Below are 11,812 nucleotides of genomic sequence, written 5' to 3'. Positions count from 1 at the left end.
GAGCCTAGGCCACCCCATTGACACGGGGACGGTTATCCACAGTGGGGAGGACCAGTGGCCGGAGCTATTGCTCCCGGACTACTCGTCGAAGATCTTCTTCGGCCAAGTGGAGGAGGCTTTCCAACTGCCGAACGCGGTCTTCGCCGACGTCGCCGGATGCCCGGGCGGCACGGGCCTGCTCAAGGAGCCTGACGGCCTCTTTGTGGTTGGCTTTGGCCACGTCAAGGGCGTGTTCAAGGGTGGTCTCGTGAAGAGTCTCGTTATCCATGGCACCAGTGTGGTCCCGATTCCCGGCTGATTCCAGCGAATCAGCCGGGATGTCGGAATCCTGCCCTGCCGCGGCCCTCAGTTAGACGGCGATTGCGGCCAACGCTGCAGCAGCTTCCTTCGCAGGGAAGGACGGCGGGTTGACTCCGGCCATCTCCTCCATGACCCGGACAACCTGGCAGCTGTAGCCGAACTCGTTGTCGTACCAGACATAGAGGATGACGTTCTTGTCATTGGAGATGGTGGCAAGGCCGTCCACGATGCCGGCGCGGCGGGAACCAACGAAGTCCGTTGACACCACCTCTGGGGAATCGATGTAGTCGATCTGCTTGCGCAGGTCCGAATGCAGGGACATCTGGCGCAGGTAATCGTTCACCTCATCCTTGGTGGTGCCGTTTTCCAGGCTCAGGTTCAGGATGGCCAGCGAGACGTCCGGCGTGGGGACGCGGATGGAGCTGCCGGAAAGTTTGCCCTGGAGTTCGGGCAGTGCCTTTGCTACTGCCGTGGCCGCACCGGTTTCGGTGATGACCATGTTCAGCGCGGCAGAACGGCCGCGGCGGTCGCCCTTGTGGAAGTTGTCGATCAGGTTCTGGTCGTTGGTGAAGGAGTGGACGGTTTCCACGTGCCCGTGGATCACGCCGAACTTGTCGTTGATGGCCTTCAGGACCGGAGTGATGGCGTTCGTGGTGCAGGAGGCCGCCGAGACGATCTGGTCAGTATCCTCGATGCTGCCGTGGTTGATGCCGTGCACGATGTTCTTCAGCGCGCCCTTGCCCGGAGCGGTGAGGAGCACGCGGGCAACGCCCTTGCTCTGCAGGTGCTGGGACAGGCCTTCGGCGTCGCGCCAGCGGCCGGTGTTGTCGACCACCAGGGCATCCTTGATGCCGTAGGCGGTGTAGTCGATCGTTGCCGGGTTGTCCGAGTAGATGACCTGGACCTGGACGCCGTTGGCGGTGATGGTGTTGGCTTCCTCGTCAACGCGGATGGTGCCCTCGAAGGAGCCGTGGACCGAGTCGCGGCGCAGCAGGCTGGCACGCTTGGTGAGGTCCTTGTCCGAGCCGCGGCGGACCACGATGGCGCGCAGGCGCAGGCCGTGCCCGCCGCCTGCCTTTTCGATCAGGAGGCGGGCCAGCAGGCGGCCGATCCGGCCAAAGCCGTACAGCACGACGTCGGTGCTGGTGCGGTCATCAGCGCCGCGCTTGCCAACAACATCGGCCAATTCGGCGCGGAGGAACTCTTCCAGGGAAGCGCCGTTGCCTTCGAGCTTGAACTTCTCGGTCAGCCGGGCCACATCGATGGCTGCCGCGCCGAGCTCCAGCTCGGCCAGGGCGTTCAGCAGCGGCGCGGTCTCTTCGAGCAGAAGCTCGGTGTTGCTCATGCGGCGGGCAAACCGGTGCGCTTTGAGGATGTTCATGGTGGACTTGTTGATCAGGCTGCGGCCGTGGATGCTGGTCACCACGTTGTTTTCGCGGTACAGCCGGCCAATCACCGGAATCATGGCCTCGGCGAGAGCCTCCCGGCCCATCCACGTATCAAGACAAGAATCTGACGTCTGGCTCACAGAACTACCTTCCTCGGTTCAGCCGCATACGTCCTCGTATGCGGTTGTCGGCCACCTGACGTTGTCCAGGGGCTCTGGCACCGGCGGGATTCTGTTCATCCCGGGTGCCGTGGAGAAGCGCAAAGAAAAACCACCGGCGCGAACGCAGACCCGGTGGTAGAACTTCTACGTTCGCTCTCTATTCTAGGCTGGGCGCCCGTGCCGGACAGCCGTGGAGGACGTGAAGTCACTCACATGCCATTCATGCAGATCTAGCGGGATGGGTTGACCGATACGCCGGGTTCTGTGCTCCCGCGCCGTTACCAGCACGGGAGTAGCGGCCATCCATCTACGAACGCCGTTGCCGACGCCCTCCAGCGGCCTACCCGGGCACTCGGGCGGGCTGCCCTCAAACGTGCCCTGTCTGGCCTTGCTCCGGGTGGGGTTTACCTAGCCTTCCCGGTCACCCGGGAAGCTGGTGGTCTCTTACACCACCGTTTCACCCTTACCTGCAGCCTTCCGAAAACGGAAAACACAGGCGGTCTGTTCTCTGTGGCACTGGCCTGCGGGTTACCCCGAGTGGGCGTTACCCACCACCCTGCCCTACGGAGCCCGGACGTTCCTCGAGCCACTTTCGTGACGCGCGGCCGCCTGGTCAACCCATCCGGAACCAAGTCTACCGGGGAAGGAGGCCCCGCCGTCGCCGGATCCTTTCCGCGGGCCTGGTGGGACAATTGAGGGAGGAACCGGCCGCTAGTGACGGCCCGGGACCGTCCAGACCGGGAAGTGATCATATGGACCTCACCGCCGTTGTTGTACTCCTCCTCGTCCTGCTTGTGGTGGTCATCCTCGCCAGGATGTCAGCCAGGATTGTGCGCCAATACGAGCAGGGTGTCCTGTTCCGGCTGGGCCGGGTGGCCGGTGTGCGGATGCCGGGACTGCGCTTCATCATTCCTGTGGTTGACAGGCTTCCGCTGGTCAGCCTGCGGATCGTGACCATGCCGATCCAGTCACAGGGCATCATCACCCAGGACAACGTCAGCGTGGACATCTCTGCGGTGGCCTACTACCGGGTCGTGGACGCCGTGAAGTCAGTAGTGGCCATCGAGAACGTCGCCGCGGCGATCAACCAGATCGCCCAGACCACCCTTCGGAAGGTAGTCGGCAGGCACAGCCTGGACCAGACGCTGTCCGAGACGGAGCGCATCAACAGTGACATCCGGGAGATCCTGGACGCGCTCACCCTCGCCTGGGGCGTGGAGGTGACCCTTGTCGAACTGAAGGATATCCAGCTCCCTGAGGGGATGAAACGGGCGATGGCGCGGCAGGCTGAGGCTGAGCGTGAGAAGAGGGCCAAGATCATCGCCGCCGAAGGCGAATCCATCGCGGCCACTGCCCTCGGGGACGCCTCGGACACCATGATGGCCCACCCGTTGGCTCTGCAGTTGCGGAACCTGCAGTCGCTCGTGGAAATCGGCGTGGACAAGAACACCACGGTGGTGTTCCCCGCCCCCTTGATGAGCACCATCGGCGAGCTCTCCGCATTCCTGGCACGCGAAAACCTCGCGGCGCAGGCCCACAATGCCGGGAACGCGGCCGCCACTCCCATCAAGGCTGCCTAAAGGCTGCGGATCTGATCCCCGCCCGACAACTGCGTGGGGCGGTCGCCGGTAGGATCGTACGGTGCTGATTCTGCTTCCCCCCTCCGAAGGCAAGACCCCCGCAGTCCGCGGATCCGCCGTCGACTGGCCCGCGCTGAGCTTTCCGGCACTCAACACGTACCGGGCGAAAGCCCTCGAAGCATTGGGGACGGTCAGCGCGCACGAGGACGCGCTCGCTTTGCTGGGCGTGGGCGCCTCACTAAGGGACGACGTCGAACGCAACACCCGGCTCCATGCCGAACCCGCGGCGCCCGCCCACCAGATCTATTCCGGCGTTCTGTACGACGCCCTCGGGTACAAAACGCTGACGTCGACGCAGCGCCGCAAAGCGGACGAATCGGTACTGGTGGTTTCCGCGCTCTGGGGCGCCATCCGCTTCGCTGACCGGGTACCTGCGTACCGGCTGTCGATGGGAACTGCACTGCCCGACGTCGGCCGCCTTGCCTCTTTCTGGAAGCCGCAGCTTTCGGAAGCCCTCGCTGAGGCGGCTGCCGGGCACCTGCTGGTGGACTGCCGCTCCAGCACCTACGCCGCGGCGTGGGCGCCCCCGCCGTCGCAAACCGTGGCGGTCAACGTGTTCACTGAGGTGAACGGCGTGCGCAAGGTGGTGAGCCACTTCGCGAAACATACCCGCGGTGAGCTGGCACGGCACCTGCTGTCCCGCCGCGGCAATGCCCCGCAATCCCCGGCTCAGCTGCTCAAAGCCACGCGCGAAAAGTGGGATGCGGAGCTGGTGGACGGTTCAGAGCGGAAACCCCACGCGCTGAACATCATCCTGCCCAACTAATCCCCACCGCCACCCTCGCCTCGCAAGCTCGGCCAGGGAACCCTGGCGGCGTGGGCCCAGGAAAGCCTAGTTCCATTCGGCGGAGCGCACCAGGATGGCGCCGGAGTCAGGACAGAACACGATGTCGTCCTCGGCGGCGGCCTTGATCTCCGCAAGATCCCCGGGGCTCAGCTTCATTCCGGAGGCCTCGGACGTGCCGTGGAAGAGCCGTGCTGCGCCCACGCCGCGCTTGGCGAGGGTCTTTTCATAAATAGCCAGCATTCCGGCGTCGAGCCCCGCGGCGAATTCGTCACGCTGGCTTCGAACAACCTGCTCTTCAGCATCCACTTCAGCCAGGGCCGCATCGAGCTCGGCACGGATGCCGCTGAAGGAGCCCTGAATGTCGTCAACAATCTGCTGCTGGGCGGCCTGCCGGGCCCGCAGGGAGTCGAGGCGTTCCAGAACTTCGAGTTCCACGTCCTCAAGGTCTGAGCGGCGCTTGTTGAGCGAGGCGATGTCCTTCTGGAGTGCCACGAGGTCCTTGGACAGGCCCGTTCCGCTGTTGAGCCGGGCCTCGTCCCGTTCAATGCGGTTGGCGACCTGCTCGACGTCGGCCTCCGCGCGCTTCAGCTCGGCTTCGGCGTCATGGACAGCCACCTTGGCCCCGCCAAGTTCGCCGTTGGCGACAGAGAGTGCAGCCTCAAGATCGGTGATCCGCGGATCAGAGTTAAGGGTGCGGCGGCGGTTCGACAGGGACTTGAGCTTTGCGTCCAGCCCCTGCAGTTCGAGCAATTTCAACTGTTCTGCCGGTGCTGCCTTAGCCAACTGCTACCTCCGCTTAATTCCTGCCGGCCGGAACCGGGCACCGATCGGCGCTCCCTAGACTCTAGCGCCTAGCCTGCTTAGCCGGGAGTCAGAATGAAGTCCCACGGATCGCTGTTGGTGTCGCTGACGCGGATCTCCACATCGTGGCCCTGGTCAGCGAGCACATTGCCCAGTGCCGATGCGGCCGCCGGGAGCCAGAGCCATTCGCTGGCGAAGTGCGACACGTCGATGAGGTAAGGCCTGCCGTTCACTGCCGATTCCCGGGCTTCGGACGCGGGATGGTGCCGGAGGTCGGCGGTGACATAAACATCGGCGCTGCTTGCCCGCACCTCGTCGAACAGCGAGTCTCCAGCACCACCGCAAACCGCAATGCGCCGCACCAGGCCGTCCTTGTCGCCGGAAACGCGGACTCCCCCGGCTACGGACGGCAGGATGCCGAAAACACGCGCGGCGAAATCACCCAGGCTCATGACCTCCGAAAGATCACCCACGCGGCCAATGCCCTCCTCGGGGAGCCCGTTCGCCGCGACGGTCAGCGGCGCAACATCCTCCAGTCCGAGCGCATCGGCCAGGACATCAGAAACTCCACCGACGGCGGAATCGCCGTTGGTGTGCACGGTCAGCAACGCCGTACCGGACTCAATGAGCCGGTGGATTGCCTGACCTTTGGCGGTGGTGGCAGCCACCGACGTGACCCCCTTAAGCAGCAACGGGTGGTGGGTAATCAGCAGCTCGGCACCCCACTCCACGGCCTCGTCTATTACCGCCAGCGTGGGGTCCACGGCAAACATCACCCGGGTTACGGAAGCAGAGGGGTGGCCTGCCACCAGACCCACTTCATCCCAGTTTTCGGCCAGGGACTCGGGCCAGAGCTCCTCAACGGCGAGCAGGACCTGGCCCAGGGTGGGCGCAAGCGGGGCCTCTGCCTCAGTGCTGTCCCCGGAGCCGGTGCCGTCCCTGTCCGCATCTGTAACGCCGGTGTCTGCAGATTCCATAGACTCAGTTTTACCCCATCACGCCGTTTGGCAGGCACGTGCCACAGTCTCGTAGGGTGGTCAGGGAATCATCCGGGGCGCTCAACCATTGAAGAGGTCATGAAAACTTTTGTTCTCGGCGGAGGCTGCTTCTGGTGCCTGGACGCCGTCTACCAGAAAACCAAGGGCGTCAGCTCAGTGATCTCCGGCTATACAGGCGGCCACGATCCGCAGCCTGACTACTACTCGGTCTGCAGTGGAACCACCGGCCATGCCGAAGCGGTGGCAGTGACCTTCGACGAGGCCGTCGTTCCCGCGGAAGTCATCCTGGACATGTTCTTTGCGCTGCACGATCCCACCACGCTTAACCGCCAGGGCTATGACGTGGGTACGCAGTACCGGTCGGCGATGTTCTATGAGACCACTGAGGAAAAGATTCTCTTCGAAGAGGCCATTGACCGGAACCAGGCCCTGTGGTCCCGTCCGATCGTCACCGAAGTCAGCCGGCTGTCACGGTTCCATGTGGCTGAGGACATCCATCAGGACTACTACGCCAAGTACCCTGAGCAGGGCTACTGCCAGGTGATCATCAACCCCAAGCTGGCCAAGGCCCGGAAATATTACTCTGCATGGCTTAATGCTTAGCAGCGGCAGCAGGCCGTCGTTAGGCTGACCTCAGTATTCATCCTTCTTGAGATAGGCGTATGTACATGGCACGGATCTATGACGATGTAACGCAGCTGGTCGGCGGAACCCCGCTGGTTCGACTGAATCGGCTGAGCGAAGGACTGGACGCCACCGTGGCGGTCAAGCTTGAGTTCTACAATCCGGCCAACAGCGTCAAGGACCGCATCGGCGTAGCCATCGTGGACGCCGCCGAGAAGTCGGGGGCCCTCAAGCCCGGCGGCACCATTGTTGAAGGCACATCAGGCAACACGGGCATTGCCCTCGCCATGGTGGGCGCAGCCCGCGGTTACAAGGTCATCCTGACCATGCCGGAAACCATGTCCACCGAACGCCGCGTGATGCTCCGCGCGTTCGGTGCCGAGATTGTGCTGACCCCGGGTTCCGAGGGCATGCGCGGCGCCGTGGAGAAGGCCCAGGAAATCGTGGCCAACACCGAGAACGCCATCTGGGCCCAGCAGTTTGCCAATGAGGCAAACCCCCAGATCCACCGCGAAACCACCGCCGAGGAGATCTGGTCCGACACCGATGGCAAGGTGGATATCTTTGTCTCCGGCATCGGCACCGGCGGAACCATCACCGGCGTCGGACAGGTCCTGAAAGAGCGCAAGCCCGAGGTCCAGATCGTGGCTGTGGAACCGAAGGACTCAGCCATCCTGAACGGCGGCGCCCCGGGCCCGCACAAGATCCAGGGCCTGGGCGCCAACTTCATCCCGGAACTGCTGGACACCAGCGTCTACGATGAGGTCCTGGACGCCACCCTGGAGGATTCCGTGCGGGTGGCACGTGACCTCGGCGTCAAGGAAGGCATCCTCGGCGGCATCTCCTCCGGCGCCATCGTCTGGGGCGCCCTGGAACTTGCAAAACGCCCCGAGAACGCCGGCAAGCTGATCGTTGCCGTTGTATGCGACTTCGGCGAGCGTTACATCTCCACCGTGCTCTATGACGACATCCGCGGCTGATCCAGCCGTTGTCGCCCCGTTTCCTGTAGAAAGAACTTTGTGGGCTTTTTCGCAAGACTAAAGGAAGACCTCGACGCCGCCCGGTCCCACGACCCGGCGGCTCGAGGTTCTTTTGAGAACTTTTTCGCCTATTCAGGGCTGCACGCCATCTGGATCCATCGGCTGACGCACCGGCTGTGGCAAAATCCTGCGCTGCGCTTTCCCGCACGCCTGCTGTCTCAGCTCGGACGGTTTGCGACCGGGATCGAGATCCACCCGGGCGCCACGATCGGCCGCCGTTTCTTCATCGACCACGGCATGGGCGTGGTCATTGGGGAGACAGCCGACATCGGTGAAGACGTCATGATTTACCACGGCGTAACGCTCGGTGGACGGTCTCTGGCTAAGGTCAAGCGCCACCCCACCATCGAGGACCGGGTGACCATCGGTGCCGGCGCCAAGATCCTGGGGCCCATCACCATCGGCCGGGACAGCGCCGTGGGCGCCAACGCCGTGGTGGTTAAGGACGCGCCGCCGGAGTCGATAGTTACGGGTGTGCCGGCCAGATGGCGCCACCGCGACGCCCAGCGCGAGACCAAACCCGCGGTTGACCCCGCCGAGTACGACATCGAATACCGGATCTGACGCTTACTCCCGTCCTGCGGCTTTTCCTCCGGCGACCCGTTTCAGCACCAGCATCACCAGGGGGTCGAAAAGACGGTCGGGAAGGATCCGCCTCAGGGTCAGGATTGCCCGGGCTCCCCTTCCGGCCGGGTAGCGGGTCCGGGGCCGGGGTGACGTGGCTGCGTGCACGATCGCCGCGGCGATAACCCCCGGCTGTGTGGAGGTTTCGGCCCGGTCCGTGGAGGCCAAGGCACCGGACATCAGCTGCACCTGGGAGGCGTATGGTCCAGTGCCGCTGGTCTCATACAGCCCCCGGGCGGCCACGCGCCCCCATTCTGAAATGGTGCCGCCGGGCTCGATGATCGACACGCTGACCCCGTGTGGCTTCAGCTCCAGCCGCAGCGAATCACTGAGGCCCTCCACCGCGAACTTCGAGGCGTGGTACCAGGCCCCGAGCGGCTCATAGAATTTTCCGCCGATGGACGAAATGTTGATGATCCTGCCCCGGCCGGCCTGCCGCATGGCGGGCAAAACCAGCTGCGTCATCCTGGCCAGCCCGAAGACATTCACCTCGAACTGGCGCCGGCCTTCGGCCAAATCCACCTCTTCCAGCGCCCCGTAGGATCCGTAGCCGGCGTTGTTGACCAGGACGTCTATCCGTCCCCGTTCCTCCAGGACACGTCCGACGGCGGCACGCATCGAGTCCTCGTCTGTCACGTCAAGTGCCAGGACCTGGATGCCGAGCGCCGCCAGCGCCTCCATCCTGTCCACCCGGCGGGCTCCCGCATACACCAGGAAGCCATGGCCGCTGAGCGCTTTTGCCGCCTCGAACCCGATTCCGGTGGACGCTCCCGTGATGAATGCGACTGGCTTGGGCACCTTGGACTCCTTGGCTGGACGGACACCGCGGTTGGCGCACACACCAACGGCCGGCAACTCCCAGACTATCTTCGGAAGTGCCGGCCGCAGGGTGATGCAGTAAGCGGTGTTAGTGCGTGTCCACCGCTTCGATTTCGGACTTGTCCTCGCCCCAGAGGGTGTGGAACGTGCCCTCGGCGTCGACGCGGCCGTAGGTGTGGGCGCCGAAGAGGTCACGCTGACCCTGGATCAGGGCGGCAGCCACGCGCTTGCGGCGCAGGCCATCGTAGTACGCGAGGGAGGAGGAGAACACCGGCACCGGGATGCCCAGCTGGACAGCCGTGGCCACCACGCGGCGCCAGGCCGGCAGGGCGTCGGCAATGGCCTGGGTGAAGGCCGGCGCGAACAACAGGTTTGCGGGCTTCTCGTCAGCGGCATAGGCCTTGGTGATGTCCTTGAGCAGTTCGGCGCGGATGATGCAGCCGGCCCGCCACAGGGAGGCAATCTCGTCCAGCTTGAGGTCCCAGCCGTACTCCTTGGCAGAGGAAGTCAGCATGTCCAGGCCCTGTGCGTAGGAGACCAGCTTGGAGGCGTACAGTGCCTTACGGACGTCTTCAACAAAGGTTTCCGGGATTTCGACGGCGGCTTCCCCGCCTGCCAGCAGCTCCTGACCGAGCTTGCGCTGCTCGGCCTGGGAAGAAAGAGCGCGGGCGAAAACGGACTCGGCGATACCGGAAACCGGCGAACCGAGCTCAAGGGCGGAGATGACCGTCCAGCGGCCGGTACCCTTCTGGCCTGCGGCGTCGACCACGACGTCAACGAACGGCTTGCCCGTCTTGGCGTCAACGTGACCGAGGACCTCGGCGGAGATTTCGATCAGGAAGGAGGACAGATCGCCCTTGTTCCACTCGGTGAAAATCCTGGCCTGTTCGGCGGGCTCGATGCCGGCACCTGAACGGAGGAGGTCGAAGGCTTCGCCGATGACCTGCATGTCGGCGTATTCGATACCGTTGTGGACCATCTTGACGAAGTGTCCGGCGCCGTCCGTGCCAATCCAGGCGCAGCAGGGCTCACCGTCCACCTTGGCGGAGATCTTCTCGAGCAGCGGACCGAGGGCCTTGTAGGACTCCTTCGAACCACCGGGCATGATGGACGGGCCGTTCAGCGCGCCCTCTTCGCCGCCGGAAACGCCGACGCCCACAAAGTGCAGGTCCTTCTTGGCCAGTGCGGCTTCGCGGCGGCGGGTGTCCTCGTAGTGCGAGTTGCCGGCGTCGATGATGATGTCACCGGCTTCCAGCAGCGGTTCAAGCTGCTCGATGACGGAGTCCACCGGCTTGCCGGCCTTGACCATGATCAGGACGCGGCGCGGCTTCTCCAAGGAGTCGACCAGCTCCTGCAGGGTTTCGGTGCGGACGAAGTTGCCGTCCGTGCCGTGCTTTTCGAGCAGTGCGTCAGTCTTTTCCACGGACCTGTTGTGCAGGGCAACCGTGAAACCGTTGCGGGCTAGGTTGCGGGCCAGGTTGGCTCCCATCACCGCAAGGCCGGTGACACCGATGTGTGCAGACATCAAAACTCCAATTCATTGTGTGCAATGGACGTGCAGATGGCTCCGCGTTCGCTGCGAAGCACGCTCTCACGAACCGATGGATCCGATTAAAGCATATATATTCGACGCGCTGAGGGGAAGCGGCTCCCACTTCGTGGAACACAGCCGGCCAAACCCCGTTTAGGCTTGACACCATGTCCACCAGCTTGCATCACCGTGCCATTGAGAATGTTGGCACCCGAATCATCAAGGGCGACCTCCCCACCGGACACGTTATGCTGGCCGAGCAGCTGGAGGAAGAGCTGAAGGTTTCCCGGTCCGTGGTCCGTGAAGCTGTGCGTGTTCTTCAGTCGCTGGGTCTCGTGGAAACCATCAAGCGTGTTGGCATCCGTGTACTGCCGCCCAGCCGCTGGAATCCCTTTGATCCGCAGGTGATCCGTTGGCGGCTTTCCAGTGACGGACGGGGCGCCCAGTTGCGGTCGCTGATCGAACTGCGGTCCGCCGTCGAGCCCGCCGCTGCAGAACTTGCCGCGAACAACGCACCGGCGGAGCTGCGCACTGAACTTGTGGACATTGCCCATGCCATGCGCGACGCCGGCCACAACGGGGAGGCGCAGAAGTTCCTGGAGCTGGACATCGCCTTCCACTCGGTACTCCTTTCCGGCTCGGGCAACGAAATGTTCGCCAACCTGATGGGCCAGGTGGCCGAGACCCTCACCGGCCGCACCGTCCATGGCCTGATGCCGGAGCACCCCCATGAAGGCGCCCTGCAGTGGCATATTGACCTGGCCGAGGCCGTGGCAGCAGGAGACGCCGCGGCCGCCCGCAGCGCCTCCGAACAGATCATGCGGCGCACCACCTCCAGGCTTTCTGGAACCTGGACAGATCAGCCCCGGGTGTTTATCCCGGTCCGCCGGACCTGAACGAAGTGCAGGAACTGACCCGATCGGCCGCACCCACGGGCCCTACTCGGGCCCGAAGTTGAGCAGGACTTTGCCTGATTCGGCGGAGTTTTTGGCGGTGGTGAAGGCCTCCAGGCCCTGGGTGAGCGGGTAGTCGTGGGTGATGACGGGTTCGATGTGCAGGGTGCCGTCGGCGAGGGCGGTGATGACGTCGTCGATTTCGT

12 protein-coding genes, 1 other RNA gene and 1 pseudogene are annotated in these 11,812 nt (G+C 64.1%); 6 read left to right on the top strand and 8 right to left on the bottom strand.

Translation table 11 applies throughout. The features are described 5' to 3' along the window. Nucleotides 1–64: 64 nt before the first annotated feature. The 3 genes from AB4Y73_RS02300 to rnpB all read right to left on the bottom strand — a co-directional run bounded on the left by AB4Y73_RS02300 (nucleotide 65) and on the right by rnpB (nucleotide 2,470). Nucleotides 65–268 carry a hypothetical protein gene (locus tag AB4Y73_RS02300; RefSeq protein WP_441867978.1) on the bottom strand — a complete coding sequence of 68 codons (204 nt, stop codon included), beginning with the start codon at nucleotides 266–268 and terminating at the stop codon, nucleotides 65–67. A gap of 81 nt (nucleotides 269–349) precedes the next feature. Next, nucleotides 350–1,828, bottom strand: a complete 1,479-nt coding sequence (locus AB4Y73_RS02295; RefSeq protein WP_441867976.1) for a glyceraldehyde-3-phosphate dehydrogenase — start codon at nucleotides 1,826–1,828, stop codon at nucleotides 350–352. Nucleotides 1,829–2,084: 256 nt separating this feature from the next. Further along, an RNA gene (rnpB, locus tag AB4Y73_RS02290) (RNase P RNA component class A) lies at nucleotides 2,085–2,470 on the bottom strand. Between the two features lie 131 nt (nucleotides 2,471–2,601). On the opposite strand from rnpB, the gene AB4Y73_RS02285 reads away from it, so the two are divergent. After that, nucleotides 2,602–3,429, top strand: a complete 828-nt coding sequence (locus AB4Y73_RS02285; protein ID WP_441867974.1) for a slipin family protein — start codon at nucleotides 2,602–2,604, stop codon at nucleotides 3,427–3,429. Nucleotides 3,430–3,490: 61 nt separating this feature from the next. Then, entirely contained in the window at nucleotides 3,491–4,255 is a 765-nt protein-coding gene (locus tag AB4Y73_RS02280) for a YaaA family protein (protein WP_441867972.1), read from the top strand. A 66-nt stretch (nucleotides 4,256–4,321) separates the two neighbouring features. Here AB4Y73_RS02280 and AB4Y73_RS02275 read toward each other — a convergent pair whose 3' ends face one another. After that, the gene (locus AB4Y73_RS02275; protein ID WP_441867970.1) at nucleotides 4,322–5,059 is read right to left on the bottom strand and encodes a zinc ribbon domain-containing protein; all 738 of its coding nucleotides are present in this window, start codon (nucleotides 5,057–5,059) and stop codon (nucleotides 4,322–4,324) included. Nucleotides 5,060–5,136: 77 nt separating this feature from the next. Next, the gene (locus AB4Y73_RS02270) at nucleotides 5,137–6,054 is read right to left on the bottom strand and encodes a Nif3-like dinuclear metal center hexameric protein (protein WP_441867968.1); all 918 of its coding nucleotides are present in this window, start codon (nucleotides 6,052–6,054) and stop codon (nucleotides 5,137–5,139) included. A 99-nt stretch (nucleotides 6,055–6,153) separates the two neighbouring features. Here AB4Y73_RS02270 and msrA point away from each other — a divergent pair, with 99 nt between their 5' ends. From msrA to epsC, 3 genes are all read left to right on the top strand, one after another. After that, the gene (gene msrA, locus AB4Y73_RS02265; RefSeq protein WP_441867966.1) at nucleotides 6,154–6,678 is read left to right on the top strand and encodes a peptide-methionine (S)-S-oxide reductase MsrA; all 525 of its coding nucleotides are present in this window, start codon (nucleotides 6,154–6,156) and stop codon (nucleotides 6,676–6,678) included. Nucleotides 6,679–6,743: 65 nt separating this feature from the next. After that, nucleotides 6,744–7,679 carry a cysteine synthase A gene (cysK, locus tag AB4Y73_RS02260; RefSeq protein ID WP_441867964.1) on the top strand — a complete coding sequence of 312 codons (936 nt, stop codon included), beginning with the start codon at nucleotides 6,744–6,746 and terminating at the stop codon, nucleotides 7,677–7,679. 39 nt (nucleotides 7,680–7,718) lie between these two features. Continuing rightward, a complete protein-coding gene (gene epsC, locus AB4Y73_RS02255; RefSeq protein WP_441867962.1) occupies nucleotides 7,719–8,303 on the top strand; it encodes a serine O-acetyltransferase EpsC in 585 nt (194 codons plus the stop codon). A gap of 3 nt (nucleotides 8,304–8,306) precedes the next feature. On the opposite strand, the gene AB4Y73_RS02250 is transcribed toward epsC, so the two are convergent. Both AB4Y73_RS02250 and gndA read right to left on the bottom strand, forming a co-directional pair. Continuing rightward, nucleotides 8,307–9,161, bottom strand: a complete 855-nt coding sequence (locus tag AB4Y73_RS02250) for an oxidoreductase (RefSeq protein ID WP_441867960.1) — start codon at nucleotides 9,159–9,161, stop codon at nucleotides 8,307–8,309. 109 nt (nucleotides 9,162–9,270) lie between these two features. Next, nucleotides 9,271–10,707 (bottom strand): NADP-dependent phosphogluconate dehydrogenase, encoded by a 1,437-nt coding sequence (gene gndA / locus AB4Y73_RS02245; protein ID WP_441867958.1) that lies wholly within the window; start codon nucleotides 10,705–10,707, stop codon nucleotides 9,271–9,273. Nucleotides 10,708–10,880: 173 nt separating this feature from the next. On the opposite strand from gndA, the gene AB4Y73_RS02240 reads away from it, so the two are divergent. After that, nucleotides 10,881–11,609 carry a FadR/GntR family transcriptional regulator gene (locus tag AB4Y73_RS02240; RefSeq protein WP_441867956.1) on the top strand — a complete coding sequence of 243 codons (729 nt, stop codon included), beginning with the start codon at nucleotides 10,881–10,883 and terminating at the stop codon, nucleotides 11,607–11,609. A 42-nt stretch (nucleotides 11,610–11,651) separates the two neighbouring features. Here the strand turns inward: AB4Y73_RS02240 and AB4Y73_RS02235 are convergent. Then, nucleotides 11,652–11,812: pseudogene (locus AB4Y73_RS02235) on the bottom strand (L-idonate 5-dehydrogenase); the annotation flags it as partial.

This window comes from Pseudarthrobacter sp. TAF60_1, assembly GCF_052113505.1.
GTDB lineage: Bacteria > Actinomycetota > Actinomycetes > Actinomycetales > Micrococcaceae > Arthrobacter.
Note: the sequence above shows the minus strand (reverse complement) of the source record. Positions and strands in the feature narration are given on the sequence as shown.

Excerpts from the sequence above, each read along its gene's own strand:
- msrA (WP_441867966.1), top strand. The coding sequence starts at position 6,154 with ATGAAAACTTTTGTTCTCGGCGGAGGCTGCTTCTGGTGCCTGGACGCC.
- AB4Y73_RS02240 (WP_441867956.1), top strand. The coding sequence starts at position 10,881 with ATGTCCACCAGCTTGCATCACCGTGCCATTGAGAATGTTGGCACCCGA.
- cysK (WP_441867964.1), top strand. The coding sequence starts at position 6,744 with ATGGCACGGATCTATGACGATGTAACGCAGCTGGTCGGCGGAACCCCG.
- gndA (WP_441867958.1), bottom strand. The coding sequence starts at position 10,707 with ATGTCTGCACACATCGGTGTCACCGGCCTTGCGGTGATGGGAGCCAAC.
- AB4Y73_RS02285 (WP_441867974.1), top strand. The coding sequence starts at position 2,602 with ATGGACCTCACCGCCGTTGTTGTACTCCTCCTCGTCCTGCTTGTGGTG.
- AB4Y73_RS02300 (WP_441867978.1), bottom strand. The coding sequence starts at position 268 with ATGGATAACGAGACTCTTCACGAGACCACCCTTGAACACGCCCTTGAC.
- AB4Y73_RS02270 (WP_441867968.1), bottom strand. The coding sequence starts at position 6,054 with ATGGAATCTGCAGACACCGGCGTTACAGATGCGGACAGGGACGGCACC.